The 24,619-nt window shown below is 56.2% G+C and carries 18 protein-coding genes and 1 pseudogene; 12 read left to right on the forward strand and 7 right to left on the reverse strand.

Translation table 11 applies throughout. From position 1 onward, the window contains the following. Positions 1-130 precede the first annotated feature (130 nt). From AACY44_RS00005 to AACY44_RS00035, 7 genes and pseudogenes are all read right to left on the reverse strand, one after another. Positions 131-432: pseudogene (locus AACY44_RS00005) on the reverse strand (DUF6531 domain-containing protein); the annotation flags it as partial. A gap of 68 nt (positions 433-500) precedes the next feature. Then, a complete protein-coding gene (locus AACY44_RS00010) occupies positions 501-947 on the reverse strand; it encodes a hypothetical protein (RefSeq protein ID WP_339529542.1) in 447 nt (148 codons plus the stop codon). A 2-nt stretch (positions 948-949) separates the two neighbouring features. Continuing rightward, positions 950-1,945, reverse strand: a complete 996-nt coding sequence (locus tag AACY44_RS00015) for a toxin C-terminal domain-containing protein (RefSeq protein ID WP_339529544.1) — start codon at positions 1,943-1,945, stop codon at positions 950-952. Continuing rightward, complete coding sequence (locus AACY44_RS00020) at positions 1,942-2,511, reverse strand: DcrB-related protein (protein WP_339529546.1); 570 nt, start codon at positions 2,509-2,511, stop codon at positions 1,942-1,944. Before AACY44_RS00020 ends, AACY44_RS00015 begins: the two co-directional genes overlap by 4 nt. Before the next feature lie 17 nt (positions 2,512-2,528). Next, a complete protein-coding gene (locus AACY44_RS00025; protein WP_339529548.1) occupies positions 2,529-4,382 on the reverse strand; it encodes a type VI secretion system Vgr family protein in 1,854 nt (617 codons plus the stop codon). A gap of 43 nt (positions 4,383-4,425) precedes the next feature. After that, complete coding sequence (locus AACY44_RS00030) at positions 4,426-5,139, reverse strand: hypothetical protein (RefSeq protein ID WP_339529550.1); 714 nt, start codon at positions 5,137-5,139, stop codon at positions 4,426-4,428. After that, positions 5,136-6,155 (reverse strand): hypothetical protein, encoded by a 1,020-nt coding sequence (locus AACY44_RS00035; RefSeq protein ID WP_339529552.1) that lies wholly within the window; start codon positions 6,153-6,155, stop codon positions 5,136-5,138. The genes AACY44_RS00030 and AACY44_RS00035 overlap by 4 nt, the downstream gene beginning before the upstream one ends. A gap of 584 nt (positions 6,156-6,739) precedes the next feature. Between AACY44_RS00035 and tssB the strand changes: the two genes are divergently transcribed. From tssB to tssM, 12 genes are read left to right on the forward strand one after another with little or no spacing between them, the layout of a single operon-like run. Beyond that, complete coding sequence (gene tssB / locus AACY44_RS00040) at positions 6,740-7,288, forward strand: type VI secretion system contractile sheath small subunit (protein ID WP_339529554.1); 549 nt, start codon at positions 6,740-6,742, stop codon at positions 7,286-7,288. Beyond that, positions 7,278-8,777: a type VI secretion system contractile sheath large subunit gene (gene tssC, locus AACY44_RS00045; RefSeq protein ID WP_339495149.1), complete on the forward strand. Its 1,500-nt coding sequence runs from the start codon at positions 7,278-7,280 to the stop codon at positions 8,775-8,777. The genes tssB and tssC overlap by 11 nt, the downstream gene beginning before the upstream one ends. Positions 8,778-8,802: 25 nt before the next feature. Next, positions 8,803-9,285 (forward strand): type VI secretion system baseplate subunit TssE, encoded by a 483-nt coding sequence (tssE, locus tag AACY44_RS00050; RefSeq protein ID WP_339507012.1) that lies wholly within the window; start codon positions 8,803-8,805, stop codon positions 9,283-9,285. Next, positions 9,285-11,117 (forward strand): type VI secretion system baseplate subunit TssF, encoded by a 1,833-nt coding sequence (gene tssF, locus AACY44_RS00055; RefSeq protein ID WP_339529557.1) that lies wholly within the window; start codon positions 9,285-9,287, stop codon positions 11,115-11,117. Before tssE ends, tssF begins: the two co-directional genes overlap by 1 nt. Next, positions 11,081-12,151 (forward strand): type VI secretion system baseplate subunit TssG, encoded by a 1,071-nt coding sequence (gene tssG / locus AACY44_RS00060; protein ID WP_339495142.1) that lies wholly within the window; start codon positions 11,081-11,083, stop codon positions 12,149-12,151. The genes tssF and tssG overlap by 37 nt, the downstream gene beginning before the upstream one ends. Then, positions 12,148-14,739 carry a type VI secretion system ATPase TssH gene (tssH, locus tag AACY44_RS00065; RefSeq protein WP_339529559.1) on the forward strand — a complete coding sequence of 864 codons (2,592 nt, stop codon included), beginning with the start codon at positions 12,148-12,150 and terminating at the stop codon, positions 14,737-14,739. The genes tssG and tssH overlap by 4 nt, the downstream gene beginning before the upstream one ends. Before the next feature lie 58 nt (positions 14,740-14,797). Then, on the forward strand, positions 14,798-15,430 hold the full coding sequence (gene tssJ, locus AACY44_RS00070; RefSeq protein WP_339529561.1) for a type VI secretion system lipoprotein TssJ: 633 nt from the start codon (positions 14,798-14,800) through the stop codon (positions 15,428-15,430). Next, the gene (gene tssK, locus AACY44_RS00075; protein WP_339529563.1) at positions 15,427-16,770 is read left to right on the forward strand and encodes a type VI secretion system baseplate subunit TssK; all 1,344 of its coding nucleotides are present in this window, start codon (positions 15,427-15,429) and stop codon (positions 16,768-16,770) included. The genes tssJ and tssK overlap by 4 nt, the downstream gene beginning before the upstream one ends. Beyond that, positions 16,767-17,480 carry a DotU family type IV/VI secretion system protein gene (locus AACY44_RS00080; protein WP_339507007.1) on the forward strand — a complete coding sequence of 238 codons (714 nt, stop codon included), beginning with the start codon at positions 16,767-16,769 and terminating at the stop codon, positions 17,478-17,480. The genes tssK and AACY44_RS00080 overlap by 4 nt, the downstream gene beginning before the upstream one ends. 30 nt (positions 17,481-17,510) lie before the next feature. Continuing rightward, complete coding sequence (locus AACY44_RS00085; RefSeq protein ID WP_339529565.1) at positions 17,511-21,164, forward strand: type VI secretion protein IcmF/TssM N-terminal domain-containing protein; 3,654 nt, start codon at positions 17,511-17,513, stop codon at positions 21,162-21,164. Next, positions 21,161-22,054, forward strand: a complete 894-nt coding sequence (tagF, locus tag AACY44_RS00090) for a type VI secretion system-associated protein TagF (RefSeq protein WP_339495132.1) — start codon at positions 21,161-21,163, stop codon at positions 22,052-22,054. The genes AACY44_RS00085 and tagF overlap by 4 nt, the downstream gene beginning before the upstream one ends. Continuing rightward, a complete protein-coding gene (tssM, locus tag AACY44_RS00095) occupies positions 22,051-24,534 on the forward strand; it encodes a type VI secretion system membrane subunit TssM (protein ID WP_339495130.1) in 2,484 nt (827 codons plus the stop codon). The genes tagF and tssM overlap by 4 nt, the downstream gene beginning before the upstream one ends. The last annotated feature ends 85 nt before the right edge of the window (positions 24,535-24,619 follow it).

The following is a 24,619-nucleotide window of genomic DNA, read 5'->3' on the forward strand; positions in this document are numbered from 1 at the left end:
GGTAGAGGTACACTTTTTCAACTTTGGCGTCGGGGCGCATCATGACGGCGGGCTCCTGAAGGATATCGGGAGCCCAGCATCAGGCATCAAATGGCAGCTTTGAATGTGTAGACGATGGATCGCTTACCTGGCTGCGCACCAGGGTCAACCGTTCATGGGGGGAGTAGATGCGTTCGCCTGGCTCCAACACGACAAAGGGGACGCTGCGGCCTTGGTTATCGCAGAGGTAGATGAATTCGCCGTTCTGGTGCAGGGACTGCTCCCATGGCAGCACCCAACCACGCCCCAGTGCGCTATCCACGTTCAAGTCGCTGGCATAAAAGCGTGACCAGTGGATCGGCATCAGCCCCGGCAGAAGTCGGTCTCCTGCTCTTCGGGCAAGATCTTGCGACCGTTGGTGGCATCGACTGGATTGCCGAAGATGGCCCCCACCGCCCGATCCAGCTTTCAGCTTTGGCGTTTTTGCTATTCAGAATGCTCTTTGGGTTTCTTGAAGTGTGCTAAGCATAAGGAGAGAGGTATTCTTGAATTGTTAAGTTGTTAGATAGGGCTGATATGCAAGATGGTGCGCATTTGTTAGATAGAAAGTACATGTAATAATCATAGCCGAAGTGGAACTCGCCATTTGGCGAAATTAGTTTGCACCAGATTTGCTCTCTCAAAATCTGCCTTGCAATATTTTCAATATCAGATACATTTATTTCCTGGCCTTCAAAAAAATCTTCGCTGTCATGCGACTCTAATTCGGATACTTTATATTGAGCAATGTTCATGCATTCTGAAATTGTCCTGATCGCATTCAGATACCTGCTTTCTATTTCTACATAGTCTTTTTCTTTCTCTGGCGTGTCTATTTCATGAAAGCTGGTCCATTCCTCCGGTGGAGATGTAAGATAACCTTCTGAATTGACCTTGTCGTATTTTGTAATTCTATAGGAGTAAGGCATATCTATTTTCCTACCTTTGTCAGATATTCGTTATATGTTCCGGAACGTATAGTTTTGTTTCCAAGATTTTTTACGCTATTTGCAGCTTTCCAGAAGCCACCGTTGTGCTGATCTATATCGCGCGTTATATATCGTAATTCGCTTGGGGCTTTGCTGTTATAGTACACAGCCTGTCCGTGTGAGCGTTCATTGATTTTTATATAGTCTAATTTTTTTGCTATTTCCGCATGCTTTGGAACTACTCTAAGGTTTGCAAGATTTGATCCGAAACCTTCAGTTTTTATCGTATATCTTTTATCGAACCATGATCCACCTTTCGCTCCCAGCATGCCACCAAGAAATGCACCGCCAAAAGCAGTGAGTTTTTGGCCATTTGACCCATCTCCAAACAGCTTTCCACCAAACCAATGACCTCCGATGCCCCCAGCCACCCCTCCGAAAAAGGCAACAATAGGTATCAGGAACCCGCCTGTTAGCACGACGGCACTGGCGAAGCCAATCCCTCCAATCGTCCATTGAAGCCACACAGGTACTTCAGGATTGATAGCGTCAGTGAGCTGCGTTCCACCTCCAATAAAAATATTGCCTGATCCTGTACTGATTTTTCCATCACACTCAGTACGATCGTCTACCCTGGCTGCTGGCTGACCATTGATATAGACGCTGGTGCTGCCTTCAGCGAGCACCTTACCAATGCCGTGTTGGTCGCAGTCAACATGATCAAGGTGTGCTCTAGCAGCTGGTTTTCCATTGAAAAACACGTTGGGTGAACCGGATGTGATCTTGCCAGCCTCATTGCGACAGAACGAGAGACTGCCAATTAGTTGTCCGATACCAGCCCCGGCCGCAGCGCCTGCTCCGATCATGGTCACTGCCGCTAGACCACCGGTGCCTACGATTAGTGCAGTGGCTGCAGCGCCTACCGCCAGTCCAATCAGCAATCCCGCAAGCGCGCTTGAATGCTCTATCGAATCACCCTCACGAGCTGCCGCCGTCATTCGCAAACCACGCCAGAGTGAGGCTGTCGCAGTTGCATCGTTTCAACCACTGAGTAGAACCTGATCCTCTCCTCGATCAACATGCCCTGAATATTGTTACTGGTACCGGTGATCTGAATCAGTACTCGATGGTGTTGCTCGTCGGTATGCAAAAACAGTATTTGGATCTGGTGGACTGGCTTGCCTTGTTGGCGCCACCGATACTCGAATTCGTGACCTTCCACGCCGGCGATCTCTAGGGGCGCAAGTGGATTAATCCACTCAAGGTGCGCAAGAGAACCTTCCATTTCTTTGATTACGCGTTGGCTTATACCTTCCACGTCCGCGTCTTTATCAATTTGGCTGCGGCCTATTACTAATGAGAAAGGACTCGGACCTGAGTCAGTTTCGGCGAATACGTGAAATGTTTTATCCAAGACGCCGACTGGCCGAATAAAACTCAGTTCGTTTGTCAAATAGGGAGCAGGAGGGGGAGGACTTGCTTCAGATTCTTGCAACGCTGCTGCTTGTTCTTGACGTTCGCGCAACAGCTTTTCCGCGTAGCGGTCGTAGATATTCTGACGCATTAATTAGGGCCTCTCGGTTAACTATTTTCGTTGATGTGAACTTTTGACGTACCGATCAAATTGAGGGTGCTGCCAGATAAGGTAATGACGCCGTCATTACACATAGTCAGGGAGCTGCTTCCTACCGTTAAGACGATGGAGGTACTTGCGGTCAGGGTGATAGCGTTGCCCGAAGTTTCAAGTTTGAATTCGCCCTCTTTGATCGTTATAGAGGTGTCATGGGTAATGGTTTCGGTGTGCGTTCCCGAGATCTCCAAGATACGGTTACCGCCGACGGTCAGCGAGTCATCACGTTCCACTTCTCTATCCATGTCTCTTTCTGCGTGCACCGAAATGCGCTCACTGCCCTGCTTATCTTCAAACAATAGCGAGTTGGCATTGGCCCTGGAGCCCTTGGTCGAGCGAGTGAGAAAACCACTCTGTGTCTTGTTGGCCGGCAAGCTCCAGGGCGGTGTGTTCTTGCTGTTGTAAACGCTGCCGGTGATCAGTGGGCGGTCGGGCTGGCCGTCCAGGAACGACACCACCACTTCATCGCCAACCCTGGGGATGTGGATGCTGCCGAAGCCACCGCTGGCTGAGGTTTGCGAGACGCGAACCCAGCAGGAACTCTCTTCTTTCTTGCGCTGGCTGTTGGCGCCGCGTGACTCACGGTCCCAGTGGAAATGGACCTTCACCCGGCCCAGGTCATCGGTGAAGATCTCTTCACCGGGCGGGCCGACCACGATGGCCGTTTGCGGGCCGTGGACGGTGGGGCGAGGGGTCACTGGTTGCGCACGGAAAGGGATCTTCTTGCGGATGCAGGTGAAGGTATTTTGATAGCCAGCCTCACTGCCGGTCAGGTAGTTGTTGCTACCTTGATGGTTCACGGTAAGCAACTGAAACTGCCGGTCTTCTATCGTGTCGCAGTCATGCTCATGGTGCTGGGTTAGTTCAAAGGTGAAGCCAGGGCACATTGCCCGGCAGTTGCTGGCACCACTGAATATTTTTCCTTGCACTTCCAGGGCTTCGATGCGGTGGCGTACCAGACGCTCACCATCGGCGCTGCTCGCGTGGGTGTACTGCCCTGGGAAGTCATAGATCTCGTATGCCGTAACGTCGCCCTGCTGGTTCAGGCTCTGCAGGTTTACCGGTAAAAGGTGATCCGGTTGTTTGTAGTCGAATGTCTGTACGGCAATCTTTCCAGACTGCAGCTGGCGATGGCCACTCCATCGGAAGATCGAGTCCGCGGTCTCGTTGATTGACGTGCTGTGATAACGGATTGCGGGCTGCTGCGCCAATGGCTTGAGCAGGTTGGAGGCATCGGTGATGGTCAGGGTGTGCTGGTCGGCACTGTGCTCAAAATAAAAAAACAGGCCTTCACTCTCAAGCAAGCGCAGCACGAAGTTCAAATCGGACTCTCGGTACTGGGTGATGTAACTCCGTGACGGCAGTCCCCCCAGCAAGCGGAACTCGTACTGGGCAAGCGGTGTGTAGTCAGTAAAAACTGAACTGATTACTTGCTCAACGGATTGATTTTGGAAAATGCGTGAGTTAAAGCGTTTCCCGAGCATCCACAGCCAAGGGGTTAGTGTTGCCGAATAATGAGTCAGGTTGCCCTGGCTGCCGGAACTGCCGAACCGGGTGACGTAGCCATGCACGTGGCGGGCTCCGCCATCGGCAAGCTCGATCTCTAAGCAGACCGGTTTGCCAATCAGCTTTTTTAGTTCAAGAGCAGGATCCTGAGAGAGCATCGACAGCGTGAAATTGAACAGCTGCGAGAGCCCCTCACTACCACTGAAGTTTTCTAACAGTAGTTCCTGAAGTTCCAGCGTTGGGGTGCTAAGCTTGATCAGTCGCCGATTTTGAGGCTCGAAAATGCTGGTTAGATCCATAGGTCGGGACTCTCCATGTCGTGGCGGTGGCAGTAATAGGGGGTTAATTAAATAGCTTTTGCACTCTGCGGCTAATCCATGATGACTGCCTGAGTTTGCGTATAGCTTCTATGTTTTCGAACAAGAAATACTTGTTCGCCGCTGACTCTTCAGTTTTTAGTCGTTTTACTCCTGAAATGGTATTGCGGTAATAAAATATTATCCAAAAAACCAATCCGTAGTATCCCACCGCCAATACTGTAAGTGCCCACTCGTATTGAGCTAGGAGCGGGGCTGCTAAGGCGCAGGCGCCGGCAGACGCTCCAACTAGAAAGTTGCGATATTGCGGGGAGGGAGAGTTGTCGATAGGGATGGTCTTGACCCGGTAGCGATCGTGGCAAAAAGGCGATTTATAGCTCTTCCTGGAGTATGCCCAGTAATAGAGTGCCAAAAGAGATAGGGAGGGGAGGCTGGCAATTAATGAAGCCTGCGATAGTGGTACCTTAAACTGAAAATATAGTAGTGCATCATTCATTAGGAATGTCGTCAAGAGTGAGAAGCTCACAAGCGCGTTAAGCCAAAATGATGCGTACTCTGTAAAGCTTTCTGTTATATGGGCACAATATAAATATTTTGCGATTACCCAAAGTGACAAAATGGTGTATGGAATTAAAAGTGCCGCTGGATGCAATAAGGTGACTATTCCGCCAAATAATATGTGGACGCCTAATGCCCCTCTAATTCTGCTCAGAAAATTAACTTCGCTTGTGTGGATCACCGATTTGCTCCGGTTAGTAGATCGCCAATTTTGTGGTTTAGCGATTCCTCACCGTAGTTCATGACGATTTGAATTGCTGTACCAAGAAATAGGGTCACAGATATAACCACTACAGCAGGGGTGAGGTAAGCTCCTACGACAATCCCAACTCCAACAGTAAGGACGTTTGCTGCTTGGCTATAAGCAGATTTATGTAAGAAGTCGCTTAGGTTTCCTGACTCTGAGGCATCAATCGCTGCCTGCGGGCCTAGTGTCAAAATCCCGCTGGCAGTAGGGCCGACCAGTACTCGGCCTATTCCACGCGAGCTAAAGGCGTTGCTGGTGATTGGAACCCTGCTTCGTAAGGCCTGCGCAGCTTGATGTAAAGGGAGTAATGCAGTGTTAGCCCCAATTCGACCTCCAATTTGGAAGAGCTGGGCACGAGCGTTAGTTGGTACTTCGAAATAAAGTTGACCACTCAGTCTCACTATCTTGATTCGCTGTTTAAACGCTCGTCTCGCGGATATGCTCCCAGGTTTGCCGCGGGTGTTTGCCCAGTTCACCAGCTGCTGTTTTAGGCTTGGCTGAAGATCGAGCAAGTCTACCAGTCTGGCTCCTTTGGTGAGAGTGTTTACTAGAGCTGCGAGTGTGGCAGTAGTACTGGGGAGGCTGGATAGCGAAAACAGTACTGGCCCAATCACGGGAATGGATTGCGCCTTCTGATGTAACTCTTTAATTTCGCTAGCAGTTACATACTCTGTAACTTTAACCTTTGAAAGCAGATAACTAAGGTGCAACGCCATCTGCTCGTGCTCTTGAGCATCCAGTCCGTTATCCGGATCGCTAAGCGTTGCCACCATAAAGTGTGCCGCGCTCAGTTCGTCAGTCGCGTAAAAGCCACTAATAGATATGTCTGTAGGAAACTGGCGCTCAGCGATCACGCTTGGCCAAGGCAGTGTGCCATGCCCAAGTAACCCACTATTCGTGCCCTCACCCAGCGGGTCATTCACCGAGCAGGGATACAGTCTGTTGCTCATCCATAAGTTCCTGTAAGCGCCATGACGCGAGTGATTCAGTCATCAGCATTCATGATGCTCATGCAGGTATTCACTCGCATTTAAAGTCGCGAAGGAGACCTTCTTGGAAAACGCTTGTCAAGCCAGGGAATTGTAACGCGACGAACTATCTGTGCTGAAATCTGTAAAAAATATGTGCTATAAAACGGTACTGTTCGTTGTGAGATTTCGTCCTGGTCCCGCGAACTAGAGCTGTTGACGTGTAGGGCTGCGTGCGCGGGCGGAATGGGTCGATCGAAATGTTTTGTAAGTTATCTTTCGATAAAAATTACAAATTTATTCCTTGTGGGAATGGTCCTTCAATTCAAGCCGAAATAGGCTACTTGAAACAGTAATGGGTCTGATTGTTCGTACTGATTTCGGCAGTTACGGTGTGCGGCGTTTGATGAGGCCCTTTGAGCTGCCTTGGCCGCATTAGTTCAGCCTCAAATGGTTTACAAAAGTTGTGTGCTTAAGCCTTGGCCAACATCTCATTTCCGTAGGGGATTTTCCCGCTACGGTGTGTAGGGCAACAACGGATGAAACACGATTAAGGAGTTCGCCAGATGGCAAAGATGGAAAGTACCCAGCACAAGCTCGACCGTATTCGTGCGCCGCGTGTGCAAATCACCTATGACGTTGAAGTTGGAGACGCCATTGAACAGAAGGAGTTGCCGTTCGTGGTCGGTGCGATGGGCGACTTCTCTGGGCACCCGCTGGAGCCACTGCCGCGCCTGAAGGATCGTAAGTTCGTCCTCATTGATCGCGATAACTTCAATGGCGTGCTCAAGGGCATCAAGCCACGGCTGAGCTATCGCGTCGATAACACCTTGGCCAAAAATGACACGCAACTGGGCGTTGAACTCAACTTCAATGCCATGGATGACTTCGAGCCACAGAATGTGGTCAAGCAGGTGGAGCCACTGAGAAAGCTCTTGGAGTTGCGCAGCAAGCTGGCGGATTTACGCAACAAGATGGGTGGCAACGATAGATTGGAAGAGATGCTGCAGGAGGTTATTCAAGACCCTGAAAAGCTTCGGGCACTCAGCCAAGAGTTTGGCCGTCAAGGCCAAGCGTCTTCCAGCACTCCTCAGGGAGTCGATCATGACCGCTAACTCTTCACTCAATCCACAGACCTCGACTGAGCAGCTGGAAGCGGCTGCTCCACAGATCTCGCTGCTGGATAGCATCATTTCTGAAAGCCGTGTGGCCCGCTCCGAGACTGAGCGCACACGTACGCGTGACCTTATTGGCGAGCTGGTCGGGCAGGTGCTTGAGGGGGCGGTTACACCGAGCAAGGACTTGATGGCAGTGCTTGATGCGCGCATTGCCGATATCGACGCGTTATTGTCCGAGCAACTGAACGAGGTCATGCACGCTGACGAGTTTCAGCAGTTGGAAGCGTCCTGGCGCGGTTTGAAATACCTGGTCGACAACACCGAAACCAGCACGACGCTGAAGATCAAGTTGCTCAATGCCTCGAAGAAAGACTTGGTGCGCGATTTGAAAGCGGCTTCTGAGTTTGATCAGAGCGCGCTTTTCAAGAAAGTGTACGAGGAGGAATACGGCACCTTTGGGGGCGCTCCTTTTGGCATGCTGATGGGGGATTACAAGTTCTCTCGCAGCCCAGAGGACATGTACCTGCTGGAGGAGATTTCCCATGTCGCTGCTGCTGCCCACGCGCCGTTCATTTCAGCGGCCTCTCCCGAGATGTTTGGTTGGGATTCGTTCACCGACATGGCAGGGCCTCGGGATTTGGCCAAGATCTTCGATACGGTCGAATACACCAAGCTGAAATCCTTTCGCAACAGTGAAGACTCACGTTATGCCGCATTGGCGTTGCCGCATGTATTGGGGCGTCTGCCCTATGGGCCAGATACAGCGCCGGTGGAAGCATTCCTCTTCAAGGAAGATGTGGATGGTCGCGACCACAGTAAGTACTTATGGGTCAACGCGGCCTATGCACTGACGACTCAGGTTACCCAGGCCTTCTCGCGTTACGGCTGGTGCGTAGCCATTCGTGGGGTGGAGGGTGGTGGTTTGGTGGAGGGCTTGCCCAGCCATACCTTCATGACCGATGACGGCGAAGTGGCCCTTAAGTGCCCCACGGAGATCGCCATCACTGATCGGCGTGAGAAGGAGTTGTCGGACCTGGGCTTCGTGCCATTGGTGCATCGTAAAGACACTGACCACGCGGCGTTTTTCGCCACGCAGTCGATGCAAAAGCAGAAGCAGTACAACACCGACGTCGCCAATGCCAACGCCAGGCTCTCGGCGCAGCTGCAATACATCTTTGCCACCTCGCGGATCGCCCACTACATGAAGGCAATCATGCGCGACAAGGTGGGGAGTTTCGCCTCCCGCCAAGACGTGGAGTCGTACCTCAACAATTGGCTTTCCAGCTATGTGTTGTTGGATGACACCGCCAGTCAGGAGGCCAAAGCCAAGAACCCGTTGCGCGAAGCTCGGGTCGAGGTCTTTGAAGTGCCCGGCAAACCAGGTGTCTACAAGTCGGTGAGCTACCTGCGCCCCCATTACCAACTGGATGAGCTGACGGCGTCATTGCGCCTGGTCGCTGAGTTGCCGAAATCCACCCGTAGTTGATCCGTACCCGTGCCAGGATGGCCCTATGAACACGCCCGCCAGATTTTTGCCGACCTTGTTTGATCGGTTGAGTGACGAAGCTCCGCATCAGGCGGTGGAAGGTAGCGCGCAACGCCTCTATTCGCTGGCCGATTATACGGCCAGTTTGGTGCGCGATCTGGAAACCCTCGTGAATACTCGGCAACACGTTGATGCGCAGTCGTTGGATGCATTCCCTCAACTGCGCGGCTCATTGTTGGAGTACGGGTTGCCTGATTTTACGAGTAAGGGCCTGCTCAACCCCGAGGACCGCGCGCAGATTCGGCTGCAACTCAAGCAGGCCGTCGAGAGCGGTGATCGTCGCTTCCGCCACGTTCGTGTCCAGCTACTGGACTCGCTGCCGCAACAGCGACAACTGACGTTCCGGGTGGATGCGCTGTTGCGCCTGCCTGAGACGACACGACAGGTGTCGTTCGACGCTGTGTTGCAGGTCAACACTCAAGCCTACACCGTGCAGAACTTGAACTGATGCATAGCGATCTGTTGCCCTATTACGAAAAGGAACTGTCGCACCTGCGCACGTTGGGGCAGGAGTTTGCGCGACAGTACCCGAAAATTGCTTCACGGTTGCTGATGGACGGTGACCAGTGTGAAGACCCCCATGCGGAACGCCTGATAGAAGCGTTCTCGTTTCTTGCGGCGCGAGTGCACAAGAAACTGGATGACGATTTCCCTGAGATCGTCGAAGCCTTCCTGGACGTGATGTACCCGCACTACCTGCGGCCAACCCCTTCGTTGTCGATTGTGGAATTCTCTGCCGGTGACAGCAGTGCGGTAACTGATGGCTACTGCATCGAGCGTCATAGCGAATTGAAATCGCAGGAAGTGGACGGCATTTCCTGTTTGTTTCGTACCTGTTACCCCGTGACGCTCTGGCCTATCAGGGTGGCCGATGTGGCGTTTGTGGAGCTCGAGCGTTCGGCGTTCACCAGCCGTACGACGGAGCATCAGGCGTGTTTGCGAATCGGTCTGTGCACGACCACTGAGGTTTGCTTTGGTGATCTGGCGCTGCAGCCGTTGCGGTTTTTCATTGATGGCGAAAGCACGTTGACGCTTCATCTGTACGAGCTGCTGTTCAATAACGTGGCCAGGGCGACGTTGGTGTTCACCGAAGCGGGCCAGCGCCGGGAAGTCGCATTGCCGCCGGGTGCAGTGAAGGCGGTCGGCTACTGCGCCGAGGAAGGCTTGATCGACTATTCCGAGCGTTCTTTCCTGGGCTACCGGCTGTTGCATGAATATTTCACTTTTCCCGACAAATTCATGTTCTTCGACCTCGAAGGTCTGGGCCGTGTGCTGGCGGGCAAAGCCGTGCAGGAGGTGGAGGTCAACCTGTACTTCGCCGAATACGATGTGCCCGAGCGGCTGACAAGGTTGGCGCAGAACCTCAATGCGAGTCACTTCAAGCTCAACTGCACGCCCGTGGTCAATTTGTTCCGTCACCAGGCTGAGCCGATCAAGCTGACGCATACCCAGCATGAGTACCCGGTGGTCCCGGATGGTCGCCAACATCGCTTTGCTGAAGTCGTGTCGATTGACCGTGTCGTGCGGATCAAGGAAGTCGGTCGTCAGCAACAGGTCGAGCCGTGCCGACCCTTTTTCGAGCCGCGCGACTCGGTCTCCGACGATGGTAGCTATTGGATCGCCCGGCGTCGCTCGGTGGCCCATGGGCAGAAAACCGGTACCGATTTGGCGATTCGCCTGGTCGATCGAGAGTTGGAGTTGGTTGACAGCACCGACGATACCCTCAGCTTGACGTTGACCTGCAGTAACCGCGACTTACCGAGGTTGTTGCCCTATGGCGGCACGGGCAGCGATTTTTTCCTGGAGGGCGACTCGGTGGTACAGCGAGTTCGCTGCCTGCGCAAACCCACACCCTCCGTTCGCTTGCCGCAGGGGAAGGGGTTGCTGTGGCGCCTGGTGTCGCACCTGTCGCTCAACCATTTGTCGCTGGCCCATGACGGGCGCGAGGTGTTGTTGGAGCTGCTCAGTCTTTACAACTACCGGGAAGCTTCTGCAGTGCGAAAGCAGATCAACGGCATTGTTTCGTTGCGCAGTGCGCCAACGGTGGCGCTGCTCGGGCACCCTCGGCCTAGCGTTGTTCGTGGCGTGGGGCTGACGCTGGAGCTGGACGAAAGCCAGTACATCGGCGGTGGCGTGTTCCTGTTCGGCCAGGTGCTGGACCACTTCTTCGGGCTGTATTGCTCGCTCAACAGTTTTACCCAACTCACCCTGCAGTCTCGGCAGCGAGAAAAGAGAATCGTGCAATGGCCACCAAGAACCGGCGCTCAAGCCCTGGTCTGATTGATCAGGCGCGGTCACAGCCGTACCGGTTTGAGTTCTTTCAACTGGTGCGTTTGCTGCGGCTGCACTACAGCAAGACGGGGCGTACTGATCCTGAAGCGCGTCCCCACGATGATCCGCTGCGGTTTCGTTCGCTGCTGTCGCTGAACTTTCCTGCCAGCGATGTCAGTGACCTGCGCTTTGAGCGGGCTGAGCGTATGTCGCTATCGGGCTTGCCCTTGTCCGAGGTGCAGGTCACGTTCATGGGGTTGGTGGGGCCTTCCGGCGTGCTACCTCGGCCCTATACCGAAATGCTGATGGCCCGCCACATGCAAAACCGCGATGACGCCGGGCACGCCTTTCTGGATCTGTTTTCCCACCGGATGACGGCGCTGTTTTATCAGGCTTGGCAGAAGTACAAGTTCCATATTGAGCATGAGCGCAAGGGGCGTTCTGACTTTGATCGTTACCTGCACACGTTGTTGGGGCTCGGCACGAAAGTGCAGCAACGACAGATTGAGAAGGGTGGTTCGGCGTTGCCTCGGGATGTATTCAGCTACTTTTCCGGCCTGCTGGCGCAGCAGCGGCGTACGCCGCAGAACCTGGAATTGATGCTGGCTTACTACTTCGTCGTGCCTTGTGTTGTGAAGAGCTTTGTCGGTCGCTGGCTGCCGCTTCCGTCCGCGCAACGCTGCCAATTGGGGCGACGTAATGCGGTGTTGGGACGCGGGTCGGTGGCTGGCTGGCGAGTCTGGGACTACCAATCGTGCCTTCGTATTGAGTTGGGGCCGCTCAGCCTGGATGACTATCGGCGCTTTCAGCCGGGCACCGACGACTATTGCAAGCTGCTGGAACTGGCTCGCTTCTACATCGGTGCATTCCTGGATGTTGAGATTGCCCCCATCTTGCGTGCCGACGCGGTACCCGAGGCGCGCTTGAGTCGAAACGGTGGGCTGGCACTGGGCTGGCTGGGTTGGTTGAAACGTCCTGCACGTGAAGCCAGCCCTGATCGTTGTGCGATTTTCCGTATTCCTTATGAGGGCACGCTGCTGTGAACCTGAAAACTCTGTTTGCCAAACTGAATGACCTCAGCCGCCGTGCGACCGAGGATGCTGCTGCATTGTGCTTGAACGAGCGTCATTACGATGTGGAGGTTGAGCATGTGCTGCTGCAACTGCTGGCGATCAATGATTGCGACATGCGGCCTATCCTTCATCACTACGAGGTCGTGACAGAACGCCTGCAGGCTCAATTACGCACAGCCCTGACAGGTTTCAAGGTTGGCAACACTCGCACGCCAGCCCTGTCGCCGCAGATTGCCCGGTGGATTGAACGGGCGTGGGTGGTGGCGTCCATTGAGTACGGTCAGGAGCGTGTGCGCAGCGGCCACCTGCTGCTTGCCTTGCTTGACGATCAGGAGCTTCGGCGCTGGGTGCTGGCTTCGGCAGCGGAGTTGGAGAAGGTTCATCCCGATGATTTGCGTAACCGACTTGCCCAGTTGGTAGAAGGTACAGCGGAGGCGGTTGCCCTGGATCAATCGGCCTCGCCGGTGACGGCCGGATCGGGCAAAACGCCGGCTTTGGATCAGTACACGGTGAACCTGACCCAGAATGCTCGGGAAGGGCGTATTGATCCGGTGTTGGGGCGAGATGTGGAAGTGCGCCAGATGATCGACATCCTGACCCGTCGCCGGCAGAACAATCCCATCCTCACGGGTGAGGCGGGTGTGGGCAAAACCGCCGTTGTGGAAGGGTTGGCCCTGCGCGTTGTTCAGGGCGAGGTGCCGACGGTGTTGCGCGAGGTTGCCATTCACACGCTCGATTTAGGGCTGTTGCAGGCGGGTGCCGGCGTGAAAGGCGAGTTCGAGCAACGGTTGAAAGCTGTGATAGAGGAAACCAAGCGCAGCCTGCATCCGATCATTCTATTTATCGATGAAGCCCATACTTTGATTGGTTCCGGCGGTCAGGCTGGACAGAACGATGCTGCGAATTTGCTCAAGCCCGCGTTGGCGAGGGGTGAGTTGCGCACAATCGCCGCGACTACCTGGGCGGAATACAAGAAGTACTTTGAGAAAGACGCGGCGTTGGCTCGTCGCTTCCAGGTGGTCAAAGTCGAAGAGCCGGACGAGGCGCAGGCCGTGGTCATGCTGCGGGGGCTTGTTGAAAAAATGCAGGCGCACCACGGCGTAGCGATACTGGATGAGGCACTGATACAGGCCGTGCGTCTATCGAGCCGTTACATCAGCGGGCGGCAGTTGCCTGACAAGGCCGTAAGCGTGCTGGATACGGCCTGCGCGCGGGTGGCGCTGGCGCAGTCCACCACGCCTGCGGCACTGGAAGATTGCGTCATTCAGATTGAGCAGATCACCAGCGAGCGTGAGTTGCTGGAGCAGGAGGCCCGCACCGGGACGCCACACCAGCGCCGGCTTGACGAACTGGAGCAGGCGTTGGCGGGCGTGCAACAACACTTTGATGTGTTGTCGGGGCAATGGCAGCGCGAACGGGCTCTGGTTGACGAAGTGAATCAACTGAGTGTGCAACTGCGCCAGGGAACCGAGACCAGTTTCGATGCCTTGATGCGCTTGAAGGGGCAACTGGCTGAGGTCCAGCGTGACAACCCCTTGGTCCACGCTCAGGTGGATGGTGCTGCCGTCAGCGAGGTGATTGCCGGGTGGACCGGGGTTCCACTGGGCACGATGCTGCGCGATGAGATCGATACGGTGCAACAGCTCCCCCAGCTCCTCGCCGAGCGGGTGTTGGGGCAGGACCACGCGCTGGAAGCAATCAGCCAGCGTATCAAGGTGTCTCGAGCGCATATGGAAGACCCCGATAAGCCGATCGGTGTCTTTCTGTTGCTCGGTCCAAGCGGGGTGGGCAAGACCGAAACCGCACTGGCGCTGGCGGATACCTTGTATGGCGGCGAGCGCAATCTGATCACTATCAACATGTCCGAATACCAGGAAGCCCACAGCGTTGCCACACTCAAAGGCTCGCCGCCAGGGTACGTTGGCTATGGCGAAGGCGGCGTGTTGACCGAAGCCGTGCGGCGCAAAGCATTCAGCGTGGTGCTGCTCGACGAGGTGGAGAAGGCCCACCCCGATGTGTTGGAGCTGTTTTTCCAGGTGTTCGACAAGGGGATGCTGGACGATGCCGAAGGGCGATCGATCAACTTCCGCAATACCCTGATTTTGCTTACCTCAAACGTCGGTACTGACCACATTCTGCGTACCTGTCATCAGGTCGACGCACTGCCCAGCCCTGAGCAGCTCATCGAAGAACTGCGACCGGCGTTGCATCAGGCCTTCAAGCCCGCCTTCCTGGGGCGCTTGCAGGTGGTGCCGTTCTATCCGGTGCAGGACGCCATTCTTGAACGCATCGTCGGGCTCAAGTTGGCGCGCATCCAGCAACGTTTCGAGCGTCACTACCACGTGCCTTTGCACATCACTGAGGCTGTGCCGACGACACTGGCATCGCGCTGTACTGAGGTGGATAGCGGCGCCCGCAACATCGACAACATCTTGTCCGGCGCCTTGATGCCCGAACTGGCGAGCTGTGTGCTGGAGCGAATGGCCCAACACTTGTCCATTCAACGTGCGGAGGTCGACGTGGGTATGGATGGCGGGTTTGTGGTGAACCTTAGTTAGTAGCGGCTGCGCAGGATGGCCTGCTGCACCCTTGAACATGGAAATTTTGAGGACATTTATGTACCGGATAGGAATCTTGGTGCTGCTTGCGCTCGGCCTGAGCGCATGCGGCGTGACTGATCGGGCGGGACGGAAAATGGGGGGCTCGTGGGTAAACGACATGATGTTCAGCAGTCCTGATCGCCTGCGCATGACGATTGATGGCGGTAACCAACTGAATACGGTGACTGATGGAGAGCCGCTCTCCGTGGTCGTGCGGGTGTATCAACTGTCTCGCCTGGAGCCATTCGTGGCCGCGAGTGCTGATGCCTTATGGACGGTTCCGCAGCAAACAATGGGCGCCACCGTATTGGATGCCCGTGAGCTGACAGTGTTGCCTGGCATTGGCCATGTCGAGGACTGGCCGTTGGGCGATGCCACCCGCTTTGTCGGGGTTGCAGCCTTTTTTCATGACACTTCTGAGCAACCGTGGAAAATCGCTTTCGCGGCGGATTCCTTGCGCAAGGACGGCCTGTGGTTTTCCCCGAACGGCGTACGTGTATTGCTTGAGGGCTCACGTGTGGTGGCTGCCAGTGGGGTCGATGTGCTCGACGGGGTGGCGCGCTGGAGTGATCCCGAATCGGATAACACCGAAGCGGCCCTTGAAGTCGATGTAGCCCCTTCGCCGTCCTCGGCCGAGGTAGTGCTATGAGCCAGCACAATCGCGTGATGTGGTACGAGGGCATGTTCATGCTGCCTCAGCACTTCCAGTACCAGGACGCTTTTCACCAACATCAACAAGCTCAGGCAACCATGCGCGGCACACCCTTCTTTTGGGGCGTGCAAGCCTTGGAGTTGGACAGTGATGCACTGGCTGAAGGCCGATTACAACTGACGCGGCTTAAGCTGGTGTTTCCTGACGGTACCGCATTCGATGCTCCTCAGCACGACCTCCTGCCACCCGCTCGAAACCTGAATGAGTTATTTAAGGAGGCGCACCTCAAGGTTTTCGTTGCCTTGAGGTTGTCGCAGCCTGCAGGAGCCAATTACCAGGATGACACGCAGGCTACCCACATCCCGAGACGTTTTTGCAAACGCTTCGACGCGCTCCCCGACCTGAACGAAGGTGATTTGGAGAGCGAGATCACCCGCCTGCGCTTGAACCCGGTGCTGCTGATCGAGGGCGATGACCTGGATGGCTACACCGCGTGCCCATTGCTGCGTTTGGTCCGGGATGCTACGGGTGGGTTTCGATGCGACGAGCAGTTTGTGCCACCCGCATTGCATCTCGGTGCCCACCCCACACCCTTGGTGGTGGGAAAGCGTCTCCTGGCGGCGCTACAGGGCAAAAGCCAGTTGCTGGGCGCGCGCCGACGCGAGCGTGGCGATCAGGTTGTCGAGTTTGGTAGCAGTGACGTGACCTTGTTCTGGTTGTTGAACACGGTGAACCGAGCCTATGCGGAGTTGGCTCATCTGCTCCAGCACCCCGGCGTGCACCCGGAACAGTTGTATCGATGCTTGGCTGAGCTGACGGGCAGTTTGTTGACCTTTTCCTTGCGAGGCGAGCTGACGGATATTCCGGCATACGACCATCAAGATCCAGCGCCAGCCTTACTGAAATTGGATGCTTTGATCCGTGATCTGCTGGACAACGTGGTGCCCAGCCAATGCATTGTCATCGACCTCGAGCAGAACAAGCCTTCCTTCTATACAGGGCGTTTGCGCGACCCTCGTTTAGCGGATGCGGACTTCTATATTGCAGTGCAAGCCGATATGCCCGGTGCGAAGTTGCTGGAGCTGGTGCCGCGAGCCTTCAAGGTGGGTGCGCCAGATGAAATTGAAGTGGTGGTCAATGCTGCGATGCCCGGTGTCGTGCTCAATCCTGTTTCGAGGCTGCCCAGCGCCATTGCGCTGCGCCTGGATAACCACTACTTCGCAATCGAACCCCAGGGGAAGGTCTACGAAAGGATGATGGCTGCTCAGGCCATCTGTTTCTACGTTCCCAACGCCTTTAAAGATCTCAAGCTCGAACTGATGGCGGTGCCCAAATGACTTTTGCACAGACGTTGGGCGTGGTTTCCGCGGCCGTAGAAAAAACGTTGATGAAGGATCTCGTGCGCGATTTTCTATCCATGGCCCTGTTGATCCGTCGCGGAAGTCAGGCGCAAGACGTGACGCAGTTCGTGCGCAGCGTGGATGAGTTTTTTCACGGCCTGGAACATGGCGCGCGTGCCGCCGGCTACAGCGTCGAGCAGGTCAAGGACACGCAATACGCGCTCTGTGCCTTTCTTGACGAGAGCGTGTTGCGGGCAGGCGACAGTCCGCTGCGCTCACACTTCGAAGTACACACCTTGCAGTTTCAGTATTTCGGCGTGCACCTGGCAGGAGAAGGCCTGTTCGACAAGCTGACGCAGTTGCGCGGGGACGTGAAGGCAAACCGCGATGTCCTAGAGGTTTACCACTTGTGCCTGGCGCTGGGGTTTGAGGGCAAGTTCAGCCTGGAGCAGAAGGAGCAACTGGCGTACATCGCCAACAGCCTGGGCCAGGATTTGGCCAGTGGGCAACAGGTGCCGCAGGCGCTGTCGCCGGATTGGGCGTTGCCTGACCAGGTCTCGCACTTGCTGCGCTATGAAGTACCGGTGTGGCTGTACATGGCGCTGTTGGCGGCAGGCTGCGGCATCGTGTTCTGGGTGTTGCGTTGGCTGCTTGAGCGTGACGTGGCCGTGCTTTCCGAACAACTCAGCCGCCTGTTCGGCGTTTAAGTCTCAGTCGACACTTCAGGTCAGGATGTAATGAAGACACTATTGCGCGTTATCAAAAATTTCTGGTTTCTCTGGGTGCTGGTGTGGCTGTCTGGAATAGCCTTGTGCACTGCGGTGCTGGTGTGGACGGCTGTGGAGCGGGAGGCCGTGTGGGTCGGCATGGCACTGTTCAGTGCCTGCTGCTTGCTGTGGGTGGTGTTACGTCAGTACGCGCGAATTCGCACTGAACGCAACCTTGAACACCTGCTCAGTGTTGAGGTCGACCGCGAACAGCGGGGTGGGGAGTTTCGCGATCACCAAGTGTTGCGGGAACGGTTGCAGCACGCGGTGAAATTACTGAGGGCCGCGCCCGAGGCGGGCGGTGGTGGTGCGGCTGCGTTATCCGATCTGCCTTGGTACTTGGTCATCGGTTTGTCGGCCTCCGGTAAAACCTCGTTGCTGACCCGAGCCGGCCTGTCGGCTCGGGTGGCTGAGGGATCGATGCCGGGGTTGCAGAGCGGTACCCAGCACTGTGACTGGTACTTCAGCCCCGAAGCCGTAATGATCGATACGGCAGGTCGCTACCTCAGTGATGACCAGTCCGCTCATGAGTTCACTGGTTTTCTGAAGCTGCTCAGGCGGCAACGTCGGCGACCGGCGATCAATGGCTTGGTGCTGGTCGTGAGTTTGCCGGAAATTCTATCGGCCAGTCAGGAGGAGCGTGGAATTCTGTCTGCGCAGCTGGTGGCACGTATTCAGCAATACAGCGCCAGCCTTGGGGTGACCCCACCGGTCTATCTGATGCTCAGCAAGACGGATCTATTGCCCGGTTTCCACGCGGTGTTTGACGGGCTGGATGCTGGGGCGCGGCAGCAGCCCTTGGGCGTGACCTTCGATCCGGGTGCATTGCGCAAGCAGGGCATGCGTCAGGTACTGGAAGGCAAATTCAGTGCCTTGTTACAGCGTCTCAATCAGCATGTAGGAGCGCAGGTGTCGAAATCGGCCGAGGGGGCGATTGAGCGCCTACAGTTTCCTCGCTATCTGGCGGATATGTCCGGGGTGCTGGCGAATTTCTTGGCGCCGTTTGACTGTACGGACTCCACTCAGGCGCCCTTGCTCTTGCGCGGCCTGTATTTCACCAGTGCCTTGCAGGACGGCCAGGCGTTGCCGGCGATCCATGAAGATGAACTGAGCGAACGCTATGGGTTGGCCCCATCTGGCGAAGTAATTGCCAACCGTGCCGGTGAGAAAAGTTACTTCATCACCGACGTGTTTCGCAAAATACTGTTTCCTGATCGGAAGCTGGGTCTTTACTACGCCCGTCAGGGCGTGAACCACGCGTGGCGTCCCGTGCTCTTGACCGGCGCTTTGTTTGTAGGTGCTGGGGCGCTGGCCTGGGAAGCGAGTGCCTTTCACGCGACCCGACTGTGGCTGACCGAGCTGAGGGACGACCTCAATGTTCACCAGGCGTCAGGTGCTGACGCCGTGGCGACCTTGGAGATGCTGCGCGAGCAAGTGCAACGGCTGAATACGCAGAGCGAGCACGGCGTGCCGTGGGCTCACGGCGCCGGACTGTATCCGGTCGATGCGTTACAGGTGCCGTTGCAGGCCGCTTACAAAGAACAATTGCGGCGGCAGGTCTTGGCCCCGATCAGCCGGCATCTGCAATTGCAGTTGCACGAGTTGAACGAGCTGGCCAAACATTTGACCCATGAACCCCGCGAGGTTTTCGTGCCGAAAAAGGGCGCGCGTACAGCCGCCTCGGCTGTTGCAAGCAGTGTGGATGTTGAGCGACAAGCCGCGCTGTCGCGGGCTGGGCTGGCCCTGTCTGAGGAGGTAGTGGGACGCCTTAATGAAGCGCAAGCGACCACTTTAGTGGAGGCTTACAGTGCGTTGAAATTGTATTTAATCCTGACCTCACCTCAACAACATCCCGATACTGACTTCCTGTCTGTCGCACTGCCATCGGCATGGCGTCAAGTGATGGAACCTGCCGGGCCATGGTTGAGCGCCGCTTCAGTGAATGGCAACATGGCACTCTATGCCCAGATGGTGCGCCAGGATGACGCGCCGGTAATGCCACGCAATGAGAGCCTGGTCAGTGCTGCGCGCCATAGCCTCAAGTCCTTGATGATCACCAGCTCTCTGGTGGAACGTGAGTATCTCCGGCTGCAGTTGGAGTCCGACCAGCAGTTCCCAGCATTGACCCTGAACCAGATGGTCTCAGGCCCTGGCCGGCAGTTGCTTTTTTCCGCGCAAACCGTGCCTGCGTTGTATACCCGCCAGGGCTGGGAGCAGTTCATGCAACCGGCGTTGCTAAAATTGCTCGCAGGTTCCATGCAGCATGACAGCGACTGGGTGCTGGAAGGTCAGGACGTCGATCAACAGGTGCAAAAGGTCAACGTTATTCGGGACCTGATGGCGCTGTATAAGCGTGACTATGCGGCAGCGTGGACGAAGTTCCTGGCAGGAACAGGCCTGCGTCAGTTCAGCACCCTGGAACAGGCACTACAGCACTTGGCCCCGTTGAGCGATGTTCAGAACTCGCCTCTCAAGCAGGTGCTGATGGCACTCCATCAAAATACCTCGTGGGACCGGTCCAGTGATGAGCCGCTGGCCGAGGCTGCCACTGCCGGTTTGGCGGCCATTTTGCCATTCACCGACGGTGCTTTGAGTAGCCAGTTTGACAGCGTCTCGCGTTTGTTTTCAGCCGAAAACCCGGATGGTGCGGATCGCACGGTCATGGACCGGTATCTGGCCGCGCTGCGCAAACTTAAAGTGCGCTTGAGCAATATTGAGCGCTCCCAGGATCTGGGTAAAAGCAGCAAGCAACTGATCATCGAAACCCTCGACGGCCAGCCGACGGAGGTCACCAGCCTGCGAAACTACGTTGAAAGCAGTATCGAGACGTCGCAGAACAGCCTTTCCAGTTCACTGAAGCGCCTCTTCAATGACCCTATCCTGTTCACCTGGGAAAGCCTGCGTGCCCCGGCCGGAGAGCAAGTTGCCAAGGCATGGTCGCAGCAGATCATAAAACCCTGGCAGCAAAACTTGGCGCATCGGTATCCCATCAACCCGGCCGCGCAAAACGAGGCTTCGGTCAAGGATCTACAGCGTTTTGTTGATCCCGGTACGGGCTTGATGCCGGCTTTCCAGCGCAATGAAATCGGCAACTTGGCAGGCGGCGAAGGTTTAGGAATGAGCCGGGCCGGCAACGGCGCCCCACTGGTGAGCTCACGCATGCTACAGGGCATCGAGAAGGCCAGCGCGCTGGGTGAAGTGATCGCCAGCCTGTCCGATCCCGGCAATGGTTTTGAGGTGATGCTTGAACCGTCCCAACGCTTCACCGATATCATCCTGACGCTGGATGGTCAGGTGCAACACTACCGCAATGGCAAGCCGCAATGGAACCGATTCACTTGGCCAGGGAACCCACAGAGCCCTGGCGCGCGTTTGGATGTGGTCACTCTGACCGGAGAGCGCAAGACGGTATTTGACTACCCAGGACGCTGGGGCCTGTTGAAGATGAATGACAGCGCCAAGGTTTCCGAATTGGACCAGGTACGTCAGCGTTTTACCTGGCCGGTTCAAGGAGCGGAAGTCAGTCTTGTGCTGCGTAACTATGGTGGCGTGCGCCTCACCGATCTTGGTGACGTGAAGTCCCTCGGTACTCTGGGCGGTGCAGCGCGGGCTGACGGCACATGATTGGTTGTTTTGGAAAGATCCCCGCCAGCGCGGATTTCGTCAGCCTGCATGGGGCATTGCCTGAAGTGGCTGAGTTCGATCTATGGTTGCAGCGCACCTTGGTGGATCTCGATCAAAGTGCGCAGTGGCAGGCGCGTTTTGACGAGCTGCCCCTGTGCTATTTCAGTTTTGTCAGTACGACTGGCGCCTGGTTGCTGGGTGGGGTGGTCAGCTCGCGTGACAGCAGTGGTCGGCGCTACCCGTTTTTTATCTTTCAACTCGTCCGTCCCACCGACAGCGGGCTCAATGCACATACGTTGAGTGAAGTCTTCGCCGCGCAGATCAAACCGCTATTGATCGACGCGTCGCAGGGGCTGGACAACGCTTCGGTGTTCCAACAGTTGAAAGCCTTGCGTCCGTGGGACCTCGCTGACGTGGCCTTGTATCGGCGTGTGCATGTGAAGTTTCTGGATGACTTCGAGCTACGAGATGTCGCCAATGCTTTGCAACCTTCTTACGCTAACTTGGATAGCGTGTCCTTACCGGAGCGATTGATGGGCTTGCGTGAGAGCGCCTGCGAAAAGCGACCGTCGGTGGTGCATTTTCCACTCCCGGCCGCGCGTGGCTTGATGCGGCCGGTGGCCGATTTCTGGTGCGAATGGCTGACCGTCCAACGTAATGAACAGGTTCCGGCCGTCAGTGTGCTGGTGGATGATTTTATGCACCCAGGCTTGCTCTGTTTCGCTTCGCGTCAAGTTGCTACGGCGTACCGCGTCTTGGCGGGCGGAGTGTCCTGTCCTTCGTTGCTGCATGCTGAGCCTGGCGTTTCACTCCCTGCCATGAGGGCGGAGCAGTCGTTGCGAGAGTGGGTCGAGTTTACCCCGGCGCGGCAGCAGGGGACGATCGCATGAACCGGCTCAAGTATTACTTTTTGAAGTACCAGCCCTATGTAGTCGGTGTCAGTTGCTTCCTGATGCTCTTCGTCATCTGGGGGCTTGGCGTGCGTCTAGGCTTCTCGTCCCTGAGCAGCTTGATGGTGGGCATTGGTGGGTTTTTGGTGTCTTCGTCGCTGTACGTGCTGCTGCTCAATCGCGGGGCAGCGCAGTATCAGGATTTGGAAGTGCTGCTGCGCGATGACGCCGATCAGGCGGTGCTAAACGCCAGCCCTGCCGACCGTGAAGAGATCAGTTTGTTGCGTGAGCGCCTGTTGCAGAGTATCGCTCGTTTGCGTGCCGGTACGCGTGGACGGCGCTCACGGGATGCACTGTATGCCTTGCCCTGGTACTTGGTGATTGGCCAGCCAGCCTCCGGCAAAAGCTCGATGTTGCTGCAGTCTGGTCTGCATTTTCCTTACGCTGAGCGTGAGGGGGTGCGTACGGTGGGCTTGGGCGGGACGCGTAACTGCGATTGGTTCTTCAGCGCCGAAGCGGTGTTGCTCGACACCGCTGGCCGTTATATGGACACCCCGGAGGAGGCGGGCCGTTGGCGTGGATTTCTGACCTTGCTGCGCCAATACCGCCCTCGCCAGCCGCTGAATGGTTTGATCGTGACGGTAAGCCTGGAGGATCTGCTGAATGCTTCGGCGCTTCAGTGTGAACAACTGGCTAAGCGTTTGCGTGAGCGGGTGCAGGAAGCGCAGGCGCTGCTGGAACTGACGTTGCCGATTTATTTGGTCTTCACCAAGTGCGACCTATTGCCCGGATTTAGCGAGTTCTACCGACAACGGCATTCGTTGCACCAGGACGGTGTATTGGGCACGACCTTTCCCCACGCTCACTTTGAGCAAGCGGACTGGGGAGCGCGTTTTGCTCAGGCCCTGGAGGTGTGGGCCAGTCACTGGCAACAGGTGGCTGGCGAGCAGTTGGTGCAGCAAGACATCCGCATCACGCGCGACGATCCAACGGTGTATCGCTTTCCTTTGGAACTGATGGCGTTCAAGCCTGTGTTGCGGGCCTTTGTCGCCACACTGCTGCAAGCCAACCCGTATCAGAGTGCAACGCTTTTGCGCGGGTTCTATTTCACCAGTGCATTGGATGCGCAATGCGCGACGTTGGGGGAACACATCCGCCAAGTCAGCCAGCGATTTGCCCTGGATCCGCAATCGATCCCCACAAAGGGGGCTGCCCAGCCACAGTCGTTGTTCATCCAAAGTCTTTTCCAGAAAGTCATCATCCCGGATCAACATCTGGTGGCTCTTTACAGCCGTAACCGGCGAGAGGATCGTCACCTGCGAGGTTGGCGTCTGGGCGGCGCGGCCTTGGCACTGGTCGTTTGTGGGGCGTGGGGCACAGCTTTCTGGCAGAACAAAATGGCCATTGAAGGTCTTGTCGGCGACTTGGCGCTAACCGCTCAGCAAGACGCCGAGTCACCGGGGGCGTACGCCGGTTGGCAGCGTCTGGACCGTTTGCGCGCGAGCGCTGCAGATTACTACAGCCTGCATCGACAAACCGGTGTGCCCTGGGCTCTGCGCCTGGGTCTTTATCAAGGTTGGGTGATCGAGCCAAAGGTGCGCGAGCATTATTTTGCCGAACTGGAGCGGGTGATGCTGACACCGACCGCAGACAACTTGACACGTTCGTTGTCACTGTTGCCGACGATCAAGGTGTATCAGCGCAACACCCAGGATAAGCACCTGGTGACTGGCGTCGACAGCGTTGAGCCGCGTGCTTTGCCCCAGGACAACCGGGCGGCTTCCATCGCCAAGTTCGGCAAGTCAACGCTGGAGACCTACCAGATGCTCGCCAAGTCCTGGCAAGGGAAGGCGGACCCACTGTTGCTCAAACAGACGATTCCTGACTACTGGTACCCGAGCATTGCTCGTCACATCAGAGCCAGCACGGGAGTTGCTCAGCCCGAAGCGGCTGACTACCTGTATGCCGGACGGCAAATTGCTTTCTACAGCGAGCAGATCAATGAACCGGATGTGCCACGGATTATGGACAACGCATTCTTGGTGTCCAGTTCGCGCAATTACATCAACAGCTTGTTGGCGCAGTCGTTGCGTGCCATTGAGACCATCACGCTGGAATCGGACACCTTGTTTGCGTTCGGTAGGGCGGACCTACAGAGCTTGAAGGAGGGGGGGCGTCTGCAATTGGGTCAGATCGCCGCCAAGCTGCTCAATACCCCCAACGTCGGCACGATCTTGATTGCCGGTCACGCCGACCAGATCGGTGACGCCGACAGCAACTTGCGGGTTTCTCGCCAGCGCGCCGAGACGATCAAAACCTATCTGGTCGGCAAAGGTGTGCCCCAGGAACTGGTCACGGCCGTCGGTGAGGGCAGTCGCAGACCTTTAGTGCGCTGTGACACCGCTTTGCCGCGCGCTGATCTGATCAGTTGTCTGGAGCCAAACCGCCGTGTGGAGATTGAAGTGCGCGCACAGCCGTGATGGCACCGGCGTGCGCACAAAATACTGGTTACCGAGTGGGGCTGCTTGCTCGGTGACACCAGTGAAAGTCTCATTTGCTAGGGCA

It is taken from the genome of Pseudomonas sp. RA_15y_Pfl1_P11 (assembly GCF_963970975.1).
GTDB classification, from domain to species: domain Bacteria; phylum Pseudomonadota; class Gammaproteobacteria; order Pseudomonadales; family Pseudomonadaceae; genus Aquipseudomonas; species Aquipseudomonas tritici.

Coding starts and splice junctions, on each gene's coding strand:
- tssB (WP_339529554.1), top strand. CDS start 6,740: ATGGCAAAGATGGAAAGTACCCAGCACAAGCTCGACCGTATTCGTGCG.
- AACY44_RS00035 (WP_339529552.1), bottom strand. CDS start 6,155: ATGAGCAACAGACTGTATCCCTGCTCGGTGAATGACCCGCTGGGTGAG.
- tssJ (WP_339529561.1), top strand. CDS start 14,798: ATGTACCGGATAGGAATCTTGGTGCTGCTTGCGCTCGGCCTGAGCGCA.
- tssM (WP_339495130.1), top strand. CDS start 22,051: ATGAACCGGCTCAAGTATTACTTTTTGAAGTACCAGCCCTATGTAGTC.
- AACY44_RS00010 (WP_339529542.1), bottom strand. CDS start 947: ATGCCTTACTCCTATAGAATTACAAAATACGACAAGGTCAATTCAGAA.
- tagF (WP_339495132.1), top strand. CDS start 21,161: ATGATTGGTTGTTTTGGAAAGATCCCCGCCAGCGCGGATTTCGTCAGC.
- AACY44_RS00025 (WP_339529548.1), bottom strand. CDS start 4,382: ATGGATCTAACCAGCATTTTCGAGCCTCAAAATCGGCGACTGATCAAG.
- AACY44_RS00015 (WP_339529544.1), bottom strand. CDS start 1,945: ATGACGGCGGCAGCTCGTGAGGGTGATTCGATAGAGCATTCAAGCGCG.
- AACY44_RS00080 (WP_339507007.1), top strand. CDS start 16,767: ATGACTTTTGCACAGACGTTGGGCGTGGTTTCCGCGGCCGTAGAAAAA.
- tssG (WP_339495142.1), top strand. CDS start 11,081: ATGGCCACCAAGAACCGGCGCTCAAGCCCTGGTCTGATTGATCAGGCG.
- tssC (WP_339495149.1), top strand. CDS start 7,278: ATGACCGCTAACTCTTCACTCAATCCACAGACCTCGACTGAGCAGCTG.
- AACY44_RS00085 (WP_339529565.1), top strand. CDS start 17,511: ATGAAGACACTATTGCGCGTTATCAAAAATTTCTGGTTTCTCTGGGTG.
- tssF (WP_339529557.1), top strand. CDS start 9,285: ATGCATAGCGATCTGTTGCCCTATTACGAAAAGGAACTGTCGCACCTG.
- tssK (WP_339529563.1), top strand. CDS start 15,427: ATGAGCCAGCACAATCGCGTGATGTGGTACGAGGGCATGTTCATGCTG.
- AACY44_RS00020 (WP_339529546.1), bottom strand. CDS start 2,511: ATGCGTCAGAATATCTACGACCGCTACGCGGAAAAGCTGTTGCGCGAA.
- tssE (WP_339507012.1), top strand. CDS start 8,803: ATGAACACGCCCGCCAGATTTTTGCCGACCTTGTTTGATCGGTTGAGT.